We start from the raw sequence: 17,345 nt of genomic DNA, 5'->3' as shown, positions 1-17,345 counted from the left end.
CGGATACCACCCCCCGGCCTACGCTCCCCCTCATGGAATCCAAGCGCAGCAGAATCGTCATTTTCGGGGCGGGGGGCCGGGTCGGCCGGGCCGCGGTGGCAGAGGCCCGGCGGCGGGGCCACGAGGTCACCGCAGTAGGGCGGGCCGATGGATCAGTGACGGACCCGGCCGCCGTGGCAGGGCTCGCGGCCGGGCACGACGCGGCGATCGTCGCTGTCTACGACCCCGGGGCGCGTCCCGGCGAGTTCTTCCCGGCCGTTGCCCGCGCCCTCACACAGGGGCTCCCGGCGGCGGGAGTGAAGCGGCTGGTGTCGGTCGGGCTGGCGTCCGTACTGCCCACCAAGACAGGGGACTTGCTGATGGACACCCCCGAATACCCGCAGGAATGGCGGGAGTTCTACCTCGGCCACGCCGCGGGCACCAAGGCGCTGCGTGAGACCGTGCCGCAAGCGCTGGACTGGGTGGTGCTGAGCCCGGCGGGAGACTTCGACCACGAGGGCGAGCCCACGGGCGGGTACGTCTTCGCCCCGGCCGCCGCCGACAGCCTGATCACGCCCCACGACTTCGCCCGGGCCCTGGTGGACGAGGCGGTAGAGGCGCCGACCCTGCACCGGCTCCACACCGGGGTGGCCGTCGCATGACCGGCACGGTCCATGACAACCCGACCCCGTGGGTCGCCGATCACATCCGCCGTTTCGAGGAGACCGGCGGACGCCCCCGCCCCGGAGTGAACGATCTCCTTCTGACCACCCGGGGCCGCAAGTCCGGCTTGCTGCGCCGTACGGCGCTGGCGTACATCCGGGACGACGAGGACGCCTACGTCCTGACGGCGTCCAACGGGGGCGCGGACCGCCACCCGGCCTGGTATCTAAACCTGCTGGCCTCTCCTGAGGTCATCCTCCAGGTCGGCGCGGATACCTTCCCCGCGACCGCCCGGCCTGCCACGGCGCCCGAGTCGGCCCGCTTGTGGCCGGCGGTGGTGGCTGCCACGCCCTCGTATGCGACCTACCGCACCGCGACGATCCGGGAGATTCCTCTGGTCGTGGTCGCGCCGGCGAGTCGGGCGAACTGACGCTCGCCCGACGCTCCGTGGGCTGCCGGGGGAGGCGAGACCAGTCCTCGGAAGGTCGGCCAGTATGACCTTTGGGCTCGCCCGGGTGACACTCCACCCGAACTGTCCCCGGCGGCCGGCGGGCCCCGGTATCACCAGGTTGTGATCGCACCCCGTATGCGCGCGGCCCTGGCCGCAGCCTTCCTCGCCCTGCCCCTCACCTCGGCATCCCCTTCGGCCGCCGACGCCGACCTGGTCGCGCTTCCGATGACGCTGAAGCAGGCGGTCGCCGCGCTGCCGATGGCCGCGGAGTCGCGGGAAGGGTACGAGCGTTCCCGTTTCAAGCACTGGACCGATGACGACCGGGACGGGTGTGATACCCGTGAGGAGGTCCTCATCACCGAGTCCCGCACCGCCCCTGCCATCGGAGCGGGCTGCAAGGTCACCGCGGGGAAGTGGTTCTCCTACTACGACGGCCAGACGCTCACCCAACCCCGCGTTCTGGCCATCAACTTCACGGTGCCGCTCGCCGAGGCCTGGGACTCCGGTGCCAGCGCCTGGAACGCGGAGCGCCGCACGGCCTACGCCAACGACCTCGGCGACGAACGGTCGCTGGTGGCCATCACCGCGCGCAGCAACCGTTCGAAGTCCGACCAGGACCCGGCCGAGTGGCAGCCGCCGCTGGCGGATGCCCGCTGCACCTACACCAACCATTGGGTGGCGACCAAGCTCCGGTGGGGTCTGTCCGTGGACAAGGCCGAACGGCAGGCTCTGCGGGAGCTGGCCGCAGGGTGCGGGCAGGAGACGGTGGAGTACGAGCCCGTCGGCTGAGCGTGGCCACTTGAGGAGGGCGGGGGAGAGCAGCAGTGTCCCGTCTCGTAAAATCAGAAGGAGAGCGAAGGGGTGTACTGCCATGCGGCCGTGCACCCTCCTCTCAGTAAAACCTGCGCGGCCGCGTTGCGCCGGTCTGGGCGGCACGCTGGTTTGGCGGGCCTGGCCCCCGCAGCGGAGGGCACTTCTTTGGCCAGTGAAGATCGAAGTCATGGATATCCGGCAGTTGGAGTACTTCTTGGCCGTCGTCGACCGCGGGGGTTTCAACCGCGCGGCTTCGGCGCTGTACGTGTCACAGCCCTCGTTGTCGCAGGCTGTCCGTGCGCTGGAGCGTGATCTGGGTACGGAGTTGTTCCATCGGATCGGGCGCCGTGCTGTGCTGACGGAGGCAGGCCGGGCGTTGATCGAGCCGGCCCGTGCGGCGGTGCGGAGCCTGGAAGGTGCCCGGGCGAGCGTGGCGTGCGTGCGCGAGCTGCGGGCGGGGCGCCTTGATGTGGCGTCGATGCCGTCCCAAGCGGTCCAGCCTCTGACGTCGTTGATCCGGTCCTTCGCCCAGCGTCATCCGGGCGTCACGGTGTCGGTCAAGGCCGCCTTCACGGCTCGGGACGTCATCGGCGCGGTGCGGACAGGGGCTGCGGAGCTAGGACTGCTGGCGTCGGCCGGGAGTGTTCCGTACACGGAGGTCTGCGCGCATGTGCTGGCGGAGCAGCGGTTTGTGCTGGTGGCACCCCCGGGCGGGCCCTTCGCCGGCCGGGAAGCGGTGGCGTGCGAGGAACTGGCGGGTCAGCGGCTGATCGTGGGACAGCCCGGGACGGGGATGCGGGCGTACGTCGACTCCCTGCGTGACCAGGGCATCGACTTCAGCATGGCGGCGGAGACGGAGCACCGGGTCGCGTTGCTGCCCCTGGTGCTGGCCGGGGTCGGGCTCGCGGTCGTGACGGATTCCTGGCGGGACATCGCCCGGCGGGCGGGGGCCGACGTGCTGGACATCGAACCCGCGACCGCGCTGAGTGTCGCGCTGATCAGCCGCAGGGGTATCCGGTCCCCGGCGGCCGCCGCGTTCTGGGGGATGGCCGTCCCCACCGGCACCGACTGATAGGCGGCCGTTATAAGGGAGATCCGGTTTCGGTCTTGGACGTCTGGCTGGGCGTGTTGCTGGAATCGAAGGCATGACGAACCACCGCATCGCCCTCATCCCCGGTGACGGCATCGGCGCCGAAGTACTGCCCCCCGCGCAGCAGGTACTCGACGTCCTCGGCCGCCGGCACGGCTTCACCCTCTCCTATACGTCCTACGACGACTGGTCGTGCGAGCGGTATCTGCGCGAGGGCGCCATGATGCCCGCCGACGGCCTCGCCCAGCTCCGCGACAAGGACGCCATCCTGCTGGGCGCGGTGGGGCATCCCGGGGTGCCCGATCACGTCTCGCTGTGGGGACTGCTGATCCCGATCCGCCGCGGCTTCCGCCAGTACGTCAACCTGCGGCCCATCAAAGTCTTCGAGGGCATTGACAGCCCGGTGCGCGGGGCGCGGGCCGGGGAGGTCGACTTCGTCGTCGTCCGGGAGAACGTGGAAGGCGAGTACAGCGAGGTCGGCGGGCGGCTCAACCGGGGGTTCCCGGACGAGATGGCCGTACAGGAGGCCGTGTTCACCCGGGCCGGCGTCACACGCCTGCTGGACTACGCCTTCCAGCTGGCGGAACAGCGCAAGGGCCGGCTGACCTCGGCCACCAAGTCGAACGGGATCGTGCACACCATGCCGTTCTGGGACGAACTCGTCGCCGAGCGGGCCGCCTCGTTCCCGCAGGTCGGCTGGGGCCAGGAGCACATCGACGCGCTCGCGGCCAAGTTCGTCCTAGAACCGGCCCGCTTCGACGTCGTGGTCGCCTCCAACCTCTTCGGGGACATCCTCAGCGACCTCGCCGCCGCGGTGGCCGGGTCCATAGGTCTCGCCCCGGCGGCCAACCTCAACCCCGAGCGGGAGTTCCCCTCGATGTTCGAGCCGGTTCACGGCTCGGCCCCCGACATCGCGGGCCAGGACATCGCCAACCCGCTGGGCGCGATCTGGTCGGCCGCCATGATGCTCGACCACCTCGGCCACCCCCGAGCGGCCAAGGACATCACCGATGCGATGGCCGCGGTCCTGGCCAAGACCGACGTACGCACCCGGGATCTGGGCGGCACCGCCTCCACGGCCGACTTCACCGACAAGCTTCTCGAAGTCCTCTGAACCTGAACCTGCGCACTCTTTGCGGCAGCAGGGACGACACAGCCCACTCGCCTCCGGGCGCTCGCGCACCCTTCGCCCCCGAGCCGCCCCTCCCGCCCGCGAGGATCCTTCCGTCTCCGGCCGCGCCCCCCGGTTCCTCAACGAGGAGAAGCACGATGGAACCCGTTCCTCACTGGCTTGTCACGTATCGGTGTTGCCCCATGGGAACAAAGGGCCGCTGGTCACCCCGGCGCATGACTACCGGCCGAGGTGAGCGCGGTGGCACCTTGAGCGAGGCGGCGTGAGATTCCCGGCCGCCCGCGTCGTCGGTTCGCTGGTCTGTGCAGGCGGTTCCTGGTAATACAGTGCGTGCCGATCGGACACACGTACGTACCGCGCGTCCCCGAGTGCCGGAGGTCATCATGGGCAAGCGCTGCAGGCGGCAGCACGTCGGCCCGATGGCCCTAATCACCCTGATCGTCCTGATCGCGACCGCCCTGCTCGGTGCGAGCCTGGCTCCCGCCGCTTCGGGGGGAGTGAAGAGCGGGCGCACCGGCACCGATTCCGGCGCCGTTACGGGAGCCTCTTCCGGCAGCGGGTCCGCGGCCGCCCCCACCGCCGCCGGTATACCCCGCCTCACCGACGCCCGCGGACGCACCCTCACCCTGCGCGGCTGGAACGTCGAGGACAAGGTCCACCACGGCCCGGACGCCCTCAGCGCGATCACCGAGCGGCACTTCGCCGACTTGCGGGCCCACGGCTTCAACTTCGCTCGCCTGCTGGTCTTCTGGGATGATCTGGAGCCGCGGCGCGGTCGCTACAGCGAGTCGTACCTGCGCAAGATCCGGCGCATCCTCGACTGGGCGCACGAGCACGGTGTCCACGTCGTCATCGACGCTCACCAGGACGTGTTCGGGCCCGCGTTCGGCCACCGCGGGATCCCGGTGTGGGCGACGCGGACCGACGGGCTGCCGTTCACTCCGCACCCCGACGACTGGTTCGCCGAATACTTCGAACCCGCCGTCCAGCGCGCCTTCACCCACCTCTACGAGGACGCGGACCTGCGGCGCGCGCAGGCCCGCATGTGGCGTCTGCTGGCGGACCGCTTCGGCGGGCACCCCGCGGTGTTCGGCTACGACCTGATCAACGAGCCGATGGGGGAGCCGCGCGCGGGCGAGGACCTGGCGAGGGCCGCTCGCCGCATCGAGGCGACGCAGCTCACCCCGATGTACCGCCGCCTCGCCGCCGCCATCCGCACCCGGGACCGCTCGAACCACCTGTTCATCGAGCCGACCCCGATCGTCGGCGAAGGCGTGCCCACCGGCCTGGGCCGCGTCCCCGACGAACGCGTCGTCTACGCCCCGCACTTCTACAACACCGCCATGGAGGCGGGCGCCGACTACGACCCGGCGGCCGGCTGGATCACGGCGTACGAGAACGCCGTCACCGCGTACCCGCGCGAGCACTCGGTTCCCGTCGTGGTGGGCGAGTGGGGCCCGCTGAACAGCGGCCTGCCGAACATGCGCCGCTTCCACGACGACGCCCTCGCCTCCTTCACCCGCTACTCCTCGGGCTGGGCGGCCTACGTCTGGTGCTACGGCGGCGGCTACTGCGCCCTCGACCGCGACGGCCGCTTGCGTACGAACAAGGAGCGCACCGCCACGCCGTACGCCCCGGCGGTAGCGGGCACCGTGCGCGCCGACACCTACGTCCCGGCCCGCGAGACGTACCGCCTCGCCTACCGGTCGACTCGCCGCCCCGGCACCACGGTGCTGTCCCTGCCGCCGAGCACCACCGGCTGGCGGATCGAGGTGTCGGGCCGCACGGCACACTCCAGCGCCCGAAGTGTGCCGCCCGGGCAGGCGCGACAGGTGCGCGTGTGGGCGTTCGGTGGTGCGGAGGTGGAGGTGACGGTGCGGCCGGGCTCCGACCGCCGGGGCTGAGCTTGCCCTACCTTCCAAGCGTGGGTGATCCGGTCATTCGTAAGATCGGCGGACCCAGGGGTTCTGGGTAGGGCTGTGAGCTTGTCGCCGTTGGACGGCTTAAAGAACGTGGCTGCCCGGAGCCCCGCGACGACTCGACCGCTCATGGGGATACGCGACCCGATCGCTGTGTAGGACAACGTCGGCGAGGTCGTCTGCGGGATCGATGTGTGACGACGAGCTGGCGGAGGTGACCGCGCCCTGGATCTGGGCCGGAGTGGGCATCGGCAAAGAACACCACCACTGCGTAGTGGTCTGCGAGCGCGGCGACCGCCTCCTGTCACACCGAGTCTTCAACGACGGACCGGCCCTACTGGAGCTGATCGCAGAGGTGCTCGCGCTCGCCGAGGAGCCCTGTGGGCGGTGGACGACATCAACCACGGTGGCGCCGCCCTGCCTATCGGCCTCTTGCTCAGCCACGAGCAGCCGCTGGTCCCGGCCTGGCCGTGCACCAGGTGTCGACGGCCTACCGCGGCCAGGGCGAGACGGAGGAAAAGGACGCGTTTGTCATCGCCGACCAGGCACGCATGCGCCAGGACCTCGGTCTCCTGCGGCCCGGTGATGAGATAGCCGTCGACCTGCGCACTCTGACCGCTCGCCACCTCGACTTTGTCAACGACCGGACCCGCCAGACCAACCGGTTGCGCAGTCAACTCCTCGAGTTCTTGCTGGTGTTGGAGTGCGGGCTGAACCTGAGTAAGAAGGGCCCGGTCGTTCTACTGACCGGCTACCAGTTGCCGGCCGCGATCCGTCGCAGCGGGGCCAGGCGGATCGGAACCCAACTTGAAGAACCGCAGGGCGAACAACGCCCTCGCGCTCGGCGGAGACAGCTGTCGAGGCGGCCAAGACCCAGCACACCGCCTTGCCGTTGCCGGGAGAGACTCTCGCGACCGCCATGGTCGCCCGCATCGCCAAGGGCGTGCTGGCCCTCGACGAGGAACTCGCTGAAACTAACGCGCTTATCGGGGCCCGGTTCAACGAGCACCGACACGTAACGGTGATCCGGATCCCGGCCGGGCATGGGCACCCTCCTCGGCGTCGAGTTCATCGCCGCCACTGGTGGAGACCTGGAGGCTTTCGGCACGGCCGACCGCCTCGCGTCCTTCGTCGGCCTCTCACCCATGCCGCGAGACTCCGGCCGCGTCAGCGGCAACATGCGTCGTCCGCGCCTCTATCACCGCGGCCTGCTCCGTGCCTTCCGACTCTCCGCGATGGTCAGCCTGAGAACATGCTCCGCTTCCCAGGCTTACGGCGAGGTCTATCGATGGCTAGGTTTAGAGCCTGTCCGGTGGATCGGTAGGGCACGTACTTGCCTTCTAGAGCCCCTCGTCTAGGCGATGCTCGGCCGGACGGCGCCGGCGCCCCACTACCCCGGGCACGCGGTGATGAGCTCCGACAGCATGCTGATGGGCGCGGCACACCGTCGAATCCACGCTCACCACACTCCAGTCGTTTCGCCCCTCGACGTCGGCGTTCGCCTGGGCCATCCGTAGGAAACGCTCCCACGTGCCATCCGCGGACTATCTGCGAGGGCGGTCGTAGACCGTCTTCCACTTCCCGAAGCGGGTCGGAAGAACTCGCCATGGCAGGGCGGTGCGCTGTCGGAGTTGAATCCCATTGATCACGCGCCGATGACACTGCCAACGTTGGCCTCGCCCAACTCTCTTGGGCAGATTTGGTTCGAGTTGAGCCCACTCGTCATCGGAAAGATCACCCCGCCCACACCGGACAGAGCGAACCGGCCAACGGGCGGGTTACCTGACCCGTCGGACAGGCCCTAAACAGGCCTGCCGATTGGTGACGGTGTGCAGTTTCCGACACCGGTGGTGCGAAGGTGGCGTTCTGCCAACTCGTCGATGATGATGCGGGTCGCGGGGCGGTCCCGGACCTCGCCGGGGCTGGTTCGGTAAGCGTAGAGGAGGGAATGGGCGGTCTGCTCTGGTCGTCCCCAAGCCCACCAGGCGCGTGCCATGTCGGCGCCCAGGCGGGCCTTGCGTTCAGCGGTGGGGAATTGGTCAGGACGGAGGTTCTTCCCGGCTTCCGGGGCGACCCCGGCATCTCCGAGCGCCCAGTGCACACCAAACGGTGCACAGGTCGACGGCGGCGGGGCTGGTGGGGAACAGTAGCCCGGCCGGGGCGAGTGCCAGCAGCCGACGGGCGGCGTGTCGGCTCTCCTCGGTCATCGAAAGGGCTTCGGCTCTGTGACCAGCTCGGGTTCCCGTGTAGGCCAAGGTACAGAGCATCTGTGAGTACGGGCGTGCGGACTGGCCGTCCCTCTAGTGGCCGTCGGCACCGTCGGAGCGGGTGGCGCCAGGAAAGTCATCAGGATGTGTCGCGGAACGCCGACCTCTTGCGCGGCGCGGCGGACCAGGTCCAGGTCGACGACCCTCTTGCGCCGCTCCAGTCGGGAAACCGTTGCGGGTGCGCAGTCGAGCCGGTCGCGGAGGGTGGCGAGTGTCCAGGAGCAGTGCTCGCGGCCGAGACGGATGAGCGCGCTGGGGCACCGCTGCTCGGCAAACTCGCGCGCTTTGGGAGTGCTCCAGAACGGGTCAACGGACACAGGTCGTCGCACTTCCTCTTCAACGTCATCGACCCCAGTCAGTGCGCCTGGCTCTTCCAGCGCTTGGGCGACGGCATCGCACTCTCCAGCGGCCATCCCATCCGCAGCCCGCGCGCCCGCGTCACCTCCGAACGCGCCAAGGAAGGCCGGATCGCGTGGGCGCACCACCTGTCCTACCTGGTCTCCGCATCGAACGCCGTGCGCGAGGACCGGCCGCTGACACGCCTCGTGGCCGTCCCGAAGCTCCGTGCCGAACCCAAGCGGCCAGTGTTCACCTCGACCCCTACCGCCCGCGAGGCGCAGTGGCACGACCGACAGCGCACCGTCTACGCGGAAGCCGTCAGGGGGCCCGAGGACGCAGCACCCGGTGGTCTTCACCGACGGCCTGTACTGCGGTGTCGAGATGGCGCTCGACGGCCCGGCACAGGCATACCCGAAAGCGGACGATCCCCTGGGGCACCTGGCCGAACCTCACGACCAGTGCACCGCGCGGTGCCGGGCGCTCATCTGGACGAAGGAGCAGTACTGGGCCATGGTCTCCCGGCATTCGGCAGCCCCGATCTCATGCCCTGCGGGCCGCTCGCGTGCCCACCGCTGTCAGGGACCGACCGGCGTGAGGAAGCGGGCCGCATGGTCGGTGCCTTGGGCGGTGTCGAGGTGGAGCAGGGTGCCAAGGGCGGATGTCTGGTCGTAGCCCAGGTCGGGGCAGGCCAGGTAGCGATTGAGGTAGGCGGTCAAGAGGTCGGCGTCGGGTGGGGGCCTGAAGGTGGCCAGGGCGATGCAGTACGCACGTCCTGCGTACGGGGCCGCGCTTTCCAGGAGGAGTTCTCCCAGTCGTGGGCGGAAGGCGGTGGGGCCGGCTATCGCGATCAGCCAGGGAGTCCGAATTCGCAGGGTGTGATGGCCTCTGAAGCCTGGGCAGGTTCACGCGCGAAGCTATCGCGCTCTGCCAGGCGGAAGATCCCGCAATGCACACGCAAGTAGCGCCGATACACACCGGAATGATCAGAAAGGGGGGACCTTGACCTGGTCGCCTTTGCCGGTCTTCCAGGACGGCATGCCGACGATTTTGCAAGGGCGGCCCTTGAAGACCACAAAGCCGTTCATACGCAACGCCGATGCCTGCATCGGGAACGTCAAACTAGCCCCTGCGTCAGCTGATTCGAACCCGCCGACTTTGGTGTGGTCCGGCCCGGTCGCGGGCTTGTCCGTGTCGCCGGTCCCGGGCCCGAGCCGGTCGCCGTGCCGGCCTCCGCGACGGCGGAACAGCAGGTGACGGCCAGGACAGCGGCGAGGGGGACGAGGTGGCGCAGGGCTTCATGCGGGGTCACAGAAGGTGTTGCTAGTTCTCGGCGACGGCGCCGACGACGACCGGGATGTCGTCGACCTGCGAGTACACGGTCTCGTCTTCGACCAGGACGTCCACGACGATGCAGGTGATGTTGCCGGGGCCGCCGCCCCGCAGGGCAAGCTGGATCAGCTCCTGCACGGTGTGGTGCGGTGACTGATAGGCGACCAGCACGTCCTCCAGGGTCCGGTGGGATACGACGCCGTAGAGACCGTCGGAGCAGATCAGGTAGCGGTCGTCGGCCCGGGCCTCACGGATCGAGAGATCGGGTTCGGCGCGCTCGCCACCGTCCAGCGCGCGCAATAGCACGCCTCGCTGCGGGTGGGTGGTCGCCTCCTCCTCGGTGATGCGGCCGTCATCGAGGAGGCGCTGCACGAGAGTGTGGTCATGTGTGATCTGCGTGAGTACGCCGTCGCGCAGCAGGTACGCGCGGCTGTCGCCGACGTGGACCAAGCCGAACCGCTGGCCGCTCCACAGCAGGGCGGTGAGGGTGGTGCCCATGCCCGCCAGCTGCGGGGCCTCCTCGACTATCATGCGCAGCTGGTCGTTGGCGCGCTGCGCGGCCGTGGCGAGTGTAATGAGGATGTCGGAGCCGGGTACGTCGTCGTCGAGCTGAACGAGGGTGGAGATCACCTCGGAGCTGGCGACCTCGCCGGCGGCCTGTCTGCCTATGCCGTCGGCGATGGCGAGGAGACGGGGACCAGCGTATCCGGAGTCCTCGTTGCCCTCGCGGACCAGGCCCTTGTGCGATCCGGCCGCGAACCGTGTGGTCAGCGCATACCGCGGATACCGCGGCGGTTCGACCGGCCGTGGCGGCACGATGAACGGGTCCGGTGCGGACCGCTTCGACTCCGCAGACGCCTTGTGCCGGCGCAACTCCTCCAGCTCCGCCCGCATCTCGCCCGCCTGCTGGTAGCCCATCAGGCGGGCGCGCTGGACGAACCTCGCGAGCGCATCCGAGACATCCGGAAGGAGGTAAAGCCGACCCCAGCCACCGAGGCCGCTGCTCAGCAGCCCGTCCAGCATGTCGCCCACGGCGGCCAGGTCGGTGTGCGGAAGGGCCGCCACCAGGGCTCCCTGACTGTCGACGAGCTTGATGTGGCCGGTGCTGGTGACGTGTACCCGCGCGGGGTCGAGGTACCAGCCGGTCACCCCGTGCCGATGGGCGTGGTCGAGGGCATCCAGGATCTCGGCGGCCGCGCGCAGTGCGCGCGGGACGTCCGGCGGGCGGCCGAGCCAGTCGGCGAGGGTGGTGCCGCCGGCGAAGCCTTCGGTGACGACGTACGGGCAGCTCACCCCGTCCCGCATCACGTTGCCGTGGTCGAGTACGACGGCCAGCGCCGGGTGGCTGAGCGGGGCCCGGGAGCGCAGCCGGGTGGTGAACGCCTGCCGTTTGGCGGTGTCGGTGGCCTCGTTCGGCCGCATGATGCGGATGCCCACCGCACGGTTGCACAGTGTGTCACTGCCGGTGTGGTTGTCCGCCTCCGCATCGGACGGCACCGCCGCCACCCCGGTCACCTCGTACCGGTTCCCCAGCAGCAAGGGGCGCGAACGCACAGGTACGTGGGCCCGGTTGCGGAACAACGGCAGCTCCCCCGCAGTGTTTCGGACCCTGGTCTGCGGCTCGGGGAAGGCGCGCGCCCGCAGCCCGGTCGCCAGCAGTCCGTAGAGGGCGTCGAGGCAGAACAGCTCGGGCCCTTCGGGTAGGCCACGTTCGAGGAGGCCGATGAGTTCGCCGGTGAAGGCGGTGTGGCGGGCGCCTGGCGGGGCCAGCGCCTGGCTGGACTCGTCCGCGGAAGCGATGAGGTACGTGCCCTCGACCACAGCCCCACTGGCCAGTGCGTCGGTGGCGGCCGCGGCGCCCATCATGCCCAGGGCCCGTCCGCTGTAGCAGCAGTCGAGCATCACGATGGTGCGCTCGGCCCGGCTGCGCAGCAGCGGCCGCCGCAGCCAGTCGAACGGCATGACGGTGTCCGCCTCGCCCGTGCGGGAACCGGGCAGCGCCAACCACAGGGCACCGCTGTCGGGATCGATCAGGCCGTGGCCCGCGTAGTAGACGACGAGGGTGTCCCGGGCCTGTTCCAGCGCGGCGCGCAGGGGCGTGAGGGCGGCCGTGGGGGTGCCGGGCTCGGCCACGACATGGCACCGGTCGGCGGGCAGGCCCCACACCTCGGGATCGCGTAACTGCGCCGCGAGATCCGTCAAGTTGGCGGAGACGGCGGGTAGCTCGGGCAGATGGCCGAACCGGCTGACGCCGATGAGGACCGCGCTCGATCTGTCCGGAGCCGCGGGTGCGGTCATCCGTCGCGGCGGGTCAGGGCTTCGAGCAGCCGGGCGGCTGTCTCCGGGTCCTCGCCGGACAAGGTGACGGTGACGCCCTCGTGTTCGAAGGTGAGGGTCGGCTGGCGGGGCCGGGTGGCGCGCCAGGTGAACCAGGCGACGGCCAGGTTGGCGAGGTCGAAGCCGGTGTCCAGGGAGAGTTGGACGTACTCCAGCGGCGATCCCATTGAGCCCGGGTCGGGTTCCGGCCCGCCCAGGGCGATCTCCGCGTGGCGTCGTACTCGGCTGTCGTTCCGCAACCACTGGCAGAGAGAGCGCAGTTCGCCCTCGGTCACCGCGGGCGCGACGTCGGCCGCCCGGGCCTCGGCGATGGTGACGTTCATGCTGGCGCTCCCCCCGACATCGTGCTCCCCTCGCCACTTTGCCACAAGCTGGCGCCGCGCCGCAGCGTTCAGTCGGGTTCGCCGTGGCCGCCCCCGTCCGGTGTTTCGAGGACCAGCAGGTCGACCGGGCCGACCGTCGCGGAGTCGGCGCCCGCCATGGGGGTGATGGTGCCGTCGGCCCGCAGGATGCGGTGGGCGCCCAAGGCGCCGGGTGGACCGCAGACCATGCCGTAGGGCGGGACGCGGTGGTGGTCGGCAAGGGTGCTGACGTGAGCCCGAGGAAGCGGAGCTTGCGGACAGTCCCGTCTCTGCTGTGCCGCTGACCAGAGCCGCTGCTGCCGGTGCGTACGGAGAACTCCTCCACGAGTACCGGCAGCCTCAGCTCCAGCACCTCGGGGGCGGTGAGGCGGGAGTTGGGCATGTGGGCCTGCTCCGCCTAGGCCCAGCCCGGGCCGGCCCCGGCGCCCGAAGCGACGGTCTTGTAGTACTGGTGGCGCTCGTTGCCGAAGGTGACGTCGATCCTCGCGGAGCGGTTCGCCCTATCGACGGCGACTTGATGTTGACGGACTGGGCCGGGTCCGCGAGGGGGGGGGACCCATCTGTTCGGCGATCGAGACGAAGAGGTTGTTGAAGATCTCGAGCATGACGGGGTCGCCCGTGGTCTGCACGTCGACCCCGGCTGGGGCGGTGACGTCGAACTCATACTGACCACTCGCGATGCTTGCCAGGTCCCTCAATGCCTACCGGCACAGCCGAAGGAGACCAACTCCCACCACCACGACGATCGGGGATCACGTGTAGCTGAACTCGCACCCGGCCGATCCGTCCGTCGGGGCGCTGCGCGTGCGGCAACCGCCACGCCGACGGTAGGGCTGGTGCTTCCTCGCGCACACCTCTGAAACGAGCGTCACGCGTGAAGCTTTGAGACGCATGATGGCGAACAAAACGGCATAAAAAAACGGACTCTCAACTCTTCTGGCAGACCATAGGCGGGACGGGTTCAACCCGCCGGTTCGGCAAAGTTCCGGCTGGTTGGTATGCGGTGATGTCTCATGGGTGGTGCGGTCGCCGCCGTCCTCGACGAGTGACGGAACCGCCGGGGCCGCACTGTGACGGGGGTCGAGCGGGGCGGGCCGCCCACCGACTAGCATCGCCGAGTTCGTGCCACCCACCGGCCCGGGCATCGCGGCACGGCGTACAGGGGAGCTGACACGGCATGAGAACGAAGAGCGCAGCGGCGTGGGCGGTAGCGGTGCTGATGCTCGGCGCAGCCGTCGGCGGCTGCGCCGAGCAATCGGACAGGGGACCGTCCGGCAGCAGCGCGAAGCACACGAAGTCCCACCGCGAACCCGAGGACAAGCCTGATTCACGGGTCGTCGAGGTCGACGACGACCACACCGTCCTCGAACTGTCCGACGGTCGGCAGGTGTCCCTCCGCTTCACTCGCCGCGGCCTGGAGGCACAGCACCGCCACGCCTCTGACGACGCCTGGTCCGCCCGGAAGACGGTCTATGAGACCGGCACCAAACCGTGCCACGGCATAAGGGCAAAGGCGTACCGGGACACCGTGTGGCTCGCGGCCGGCTTCGGCGCGTACTGCAGGGACGGCGAAGAACCCCAAGAGGTGATCGCGGCCGTCGCCACCGGGGACCTCTCCTCCTGGACCACCGACCCAACCAAAAACACCATCGCCTGGCCGAAGGCCCGCATCCGCGACGGCGGCGCCCGAGTGGACTTCGTCGATCCCAGCATGCTGGAAACCACCACGCTGACCTGGCGCAAAGGCTCCGGATTCGCCGGGGTGGCCACGAAGTACAAGCCCATCCACCCCTGGTTCGTGGGCCGGTGGCGAGCCAGGGATGGCAGCCAGCAGCTGACCCTCCACCAGGTCGAGCCGGGCAGACGCGCACGCGTGGTCATCGAGTCCCGCACCGGCCCGCGATGCAAGGGCAGCGCCACTGTCTCCGGCATCGACCAGCACGACCTGTCCATGAGCAACTTCAAGCTCGATCAGGGCACCAGGACCGTCAACTGCCCGCCGGAGGAGACCGAGTACTCCTTCGACGTGAAGTCCTCGGACGGCCCGCTGCGCCTACGCAAGATCGGCAACCACCCGAAGACCGTCCTTACCTATGAGCGGGCGGACTGACGTACGACTGCGCATGAGGGCGGCGGCGTGGTCGGGTCTCCACCGTGTAGGTGGAGGAGGCGATGCTGATGGGGCCGTTGATCGGTGAGTTGGAGGCGCGGGAGGCGGCGGCCCGGGCCCGGGTGGAGGCGCTCGAAGCGGAGCTCGCTCGGCTGACGGCCCGTCTGGAGGTCGAGCGGGAGGCATGGTCGCGGCTGCGGATCGCCCGGAGACGGTGGCAGAGGTGATCATGGATCTGGGCGGGTCCGGAGCGACCGCACCGGTGGCCGGCGGCGCGGAGCCGGAGAACCCGGTGCACCCTGGGGTGCGGGTGGTCGAGGCGATCACAGTGCCGCACTGGCGCCAGGCCGAGCAAATCGTGCCGCGGATCGGGCTGCCCGCGGTGACCGGAAAGATCGAGGGGACGCGGGGGAAGCTGAAATAGCTGGTGGAGCGGGGCTGGCTGACCGAGGACGAGCCCGGACGGTTCACGGTGGCCCACCCCGGCGACGGTGTGGAACCGGTGAAGTCCCGGAACGATAAAAGCTCTTCTCTCTAGCTTCGGAGGTAACCAGCCAGACCTAAGCACCCACGAAAGAAGAACCGTGGCGGAACCCTACGACGCCTTGCCCGCCATCGATCCGTTCGCCGCCGCAAGGGCCTTCGACTGCCTGACCGAGGAGTTGGCCGACCCCGCCTCGGCCGCGCTGACCCACCGCGATCCGGAGGACCTGATCGAGGCGCGGGGCCGCGAGCTGCTGCGGCTGCTGCTCCAGGCCCATCTCGACCTGCGGGAGCGGGCCGAGCGCGAGCAGGGGAAACGCGCCGGCCGCCCGGCGGTCCGGGGTGCGGACGGACAGGTTCGCCCGCATCGCGAGGTGGGCCGCGGACCGCGTGGCGGGGCAGGTCGATGACCAGCGTCCGCCCCCTGGATGCGGACCTGTCGCTACCCGCCGGGCTGCACTCGCATGGCCTGCGCCGCCGCGCCGTTGCCGAGGCGGTGCGCGGTTCCTACGACCAGGCCAAGGAGGCGATCGAGCTGCCGTGCGGGAAGGTCCCGGGCAAACGTCAGGCCGAATATCTGGTCGCCTGCGCGGCCGTTGACATCGACGGCTTCTACGCCCGTCGCGTCCCGGCGCCGTCGACCGCTCCCACGACGCTGGTGATCCAGGTCGACGGCAAGGGCATCGCGATGCGGCCGTCCGGTCTGCGGTCGGCCACGCTCAAGGCGCACCTGAAGGCCCGGCGGGCGATGCGCACCTGCCTGGCGCCAGGCGAGAAGCCGCACTGCAAACGGATGGCCACGCTGGCCTGCGTGTTCGGCGCCGACCCCGCCCCGCGGCGCCCGCACGACATCATCGCCCCGCCGGAGGGCCGCAGCGGCCTCCGGTCTCCGCGCCCGGGACCGAAATCGCGGGCGAAGTGGTTGACCGGCTCGGTCATCCACCCGCCCGAGCACACCATCGCCGCGGCCTTCGATCAGGCCAAGGCCCGCGACCGCGACCACGTGCGGACCTGGGTCGTCCTGGTCGACGGCGCACGCCACCAACTCGACCTGATCCGCGCCGAACCCGACCGGCGCGGGGTCACCGTGCAGGTCCTGCTCGACATCGTGCACGTCAGCGAGTACGTCTGGGCTGCCGCGCACAGCTTCCACCGGCCCGGCACCCCGGCAGCCTAAGCCTGGGTCGCCGGGCATCTGACCACGATCCTCCACGGCCGGGCCAGCCGCGCCGCCGCGGAGATTACCGCGCAGGCGGAGCGGGCCGGCCTGCGCGGAGCGAAACGCGAAGCCGCAGACACCTGCGTCCGCTGCCTGGCCGGCCACCTTGACCAACTCTGCTACGACACCGCGTTGGCCGAGGGCTGGCCGATCGCCACCGGCCCGATCGAGGGCGCATGCAGGCATCTCATCGGCGATCGTCTGGAGATCATCGGGGCAAGGTGGGGGCTGAGCGGCGCCGAGGCCGTCCCCAAACTCCGGGCGGTGAAGAACAACGGTGACCTCGACGCCTACTTCGCCCTCCATCGCGCCCGCGAGCACGAACGGCTCTATTCCACCTCTGACCAGCACGACTACGACCTCACGGTCTGAACCCCAGGCGTCCCCCTGGGAGAGCTACACCCATTGGCCTTGAGTACCCCCCGGCCCTGCCCGTGACGGACCAGCGGCGCGGGTATGCCGGGGGGGAACCCGCTGTTCCTTCACCGTCAAACCTGCCGCGCTCCTGTCGAAGGCGGGAGGGAAGTCACCAAGGAACGGTAGAGGATTAGTGACCAGCGAGCAGCGTGACCAGCAGGCCTGGACGCGTGTTCCGCAACAACCGGACTCGCGGTGAACGGCGCCCAGTTCCTCACCAGCCGTACTCTCAACGCGACGGCCCCGCATCCTTCCTCGATGCGAGGCCGTCACGGCTGAACATTGGGCGGGTACCGACCCTGGAGTGCTTCTTGCCCTCCTGAGAAGGAACTCGCCGCCGGAATCGTGAGCCAGGTGCGAGAGTCGCCACGCGGCCGTCAACGTCCCGCTGTAGGCGAGGACCTGGTGCAGGGCCTCGGGCTGGGTGTGCGTGCG

General features: G+C 69.8%; 12 protein-coding genes and 6 pseudogenes. 11 read left to right on the top strand and 7 right to left on the bottom strand.

Annotation, left to right across the window (positions count from 1 at the left end; translation table 11 throughout):
- Positions 1-32: 32 nt before the first annotated feature.
- From CP975_RS00470 to CP975_RS36490, 7 genes and pseudogenes are all read left to right on the top strand, one after another.
- On the top strand, positions 33-641 hold the full coding sequence (locus CP975_RS00470; protein WP_055528367.1) for an NAD(P)-dependent oxidoreductase: 609 nt from the start codon (positions 33-35) through the stop codon (positions 639-641).
- On the top strand, positions 638-1,072 hold the full coding sequence (locus CP975_RS00465) for a nitroreductase family deazaflavin-dependent oxidoreductase (RefSeq protein ID WP_055528368.1): 435 nt from the start codon (positions 638-640) through the stop codon (positions 1,070-1,072). The genes CP975_RS00470 and CP975_RS00465 overlap by 4 nt, the downstream gene beginning before the upstream one ends.
- 141 nt (positions 1,073-1,213) lie before the next feature.
- Complete coding sequence (locus CP975_RS00460; protein WP_425474219.1) at positions 1,214-1,882, top strand: HNH endonuclease family protein; 669 nt, start codon at positions 1,214-1,216, stop codon at positions 1,880-1,882.
- Positions 1,883-2,093: 211 nt separating this feature from the next.
- The gene (locus CP975_RS00455) at positions 2,094-2,978 is read left to right on the top strand and encodes a LysR family transcriptional regulator (protein ID WP_055528379.1); all 885 of its coding nucleotides are present in this window, start codon (positions 2,094-2,096) and stop codon (positions 2,976-2,978) included.
- A gap of 73 nt (positions 2,979-3,051) precedes the next feature.
- On the top strand, positions 3,052-4,110 hold the full coding sequence (locus CP975_RS00450; RefSeq protein WP_055528370.1) for a tartrate dehydrogenase: 1,059 nt from the start codon (positions 3,052-3,054) through the stop codon (positions 4,108-4,110).
- A gap of 437 nt (positions 4,111-4,547) precedes the next feature.
- Positions 4,548-6,032, top strand: a complete 1,485-nt coding sequence (locus CP975_RS00445) for a glycoside hydrolase family 5 protein (RefSeq protein ID WP_167532649.1) — start codon at positions 4,548-4,550, stop codon at positions 6,030-6,032.
- A 205-nt stretch (positions 6,033-6,237) separates the two neighbouring features.
- Positions 6,238-7,405, top strand: a pseudogene (locus tag CP975_RS36490) (IS110 family transposase).
- On the opposite strand, the pseudogene CP975_RS00435 reads toward CP975_RS36490, so the two are convergent.
- The 7 genes and pseudogenes from CP975_RS00435 to CP975_RS00415 form a co-directional block, all read right to left on the bottom strand.
- A pseudogene (locus tag CP975_RS00435) lies at positions 7,391-7,792 on the bottom strand (transposase); the annotation flags it as partial. The pseudogenes CP975_RS36490 and CP975_RS00435 sit on opposite strands and share 15 nt — an antisense overlap.
- A 1,436-nt stretch (positions 7,793-9,228) precedes the next feature.
- On the bottom strand, positions 9,229-9,519 hold the full coding sequence (locus CP975_RS35480; protein WP_281292901.1) for a DUF6000 family protein: 291 nt from the start codon (positions 9,517-9,519) through the stop codon (positions 9,229-9,231).
- A gap of 117 nt (positions 9,520-9,636) precedes the next feature.
- Positions 9,637-9,771 (bottom strand): hypothetical protein, encoded by a 135-nt coding sequence (locus CP975_RS36485; RefSeq protein WP_425474218.1) that lies wholly within the window; start codon positions 9,769-9,771, stop codon positions 9,637-9,639.
- 205 nt (positions 9,772-9,976) lie between these two features.
- Positions 9,977-10,801: pseudogene (locus tag CP975_RS35570) on the bottom strand (PP2C family protein-serine/threonine phosphatase); the annotation flags it as partial.
- 828 nt (positions 10,802-11,629) lie between these two features.
- Positions 11,630-12,280 (bottom strand): annotated as a pseudogene (locus tag CP975_RS36480) (caspase family protein); the annotation flags it as partial.
- Complete coding sequence (locus CP975_RS00420) at positions 12,277-12,642, bottom strand: effector-associated constant component EACC1 (RefSeq protein ID WP_055530886.1); 366 nt, start codon at positions 12,640-12,642, stop codon at positions 12,277-12,279. The pseudogene CP975_RS36480 and the gene CP975_RS00420, both read right to left, overlap by 4 nt.
- Before the next feature lie 68 nt (positions 12,643-12,710).
- A pseudogene (locus CP975_RS00415) lies at positions 12,711-13,159 on the bottom strand (hydantoinase B/oxoprolinase family protein); the annotation flags it as partial.
- Between the two features lie 699 nt (positions 13,160-13,858).
- On the opposite strand from CP975_RS00415, the gene CP975_RS00410 reads away from it, so the two are divergent.
- The 4 genes and pseudogenes from CP975_RS00410 to CP975_RS00400 all read left to right on the top strand — a co-directional run bounded on the left by CP975_RS00410 (position 13,859) and on the right by CP975_RS00400 (position 16,865).
- Positions 13,859-14,791, top strand: coding sequence for a hypothetical protein (locus CP975_RS00410; RefSeq protein ID WP_150476440.1), 933 nt, complete (start codon positions 13,859-13,861; stop codon positions 14,789-14,791).
- 68 nt (positions 14,792-14,859) lie between these two features.
- Entirely contained in the window at positions 14,860-15,018 is a 159-nt protein-coding gene (locus CP975_RS35560) for a hypothetical protein (protein WP_246201355.1), read from the top strand.
- The gene (locus CP975_RS35555; protein WP_246201354.1) at positions 15,015-15,215 is read left to right on the top strand and encodes a hypothetical protein; all 201 of its coding nucleotides are present in this window, start codon (positions 15,015-15,017) and stop codon (positions 15,213-15,215) included. The genes CP975_RS35560 and CP975_RS35555 overlap by 4 nt, the downstream gene beginning before the upstream one ends.
- Positions 15,216-15,375: 160 nt before the next feature.
- Positions 15,376-16,865 (top strand): annotated as a pseudogene (locus CP975_RS00400) (ISKra4 family transposase).
- Positions 16,866-17,345 lie beyond the last annotated feature (480 nt).

Source organism: Streptomyces alboniger, assembly GCF_008704395.1.
Classification (GTDB): Bacteria; Actinomycetota; Actinomycetes; order Streptomycetales; family Streptomycetaceae; genus Streptomyces; species Streptomyces alboniger.
This window is presented reverse-complemented; position numbering and strand designations above follow the sequence as displayed.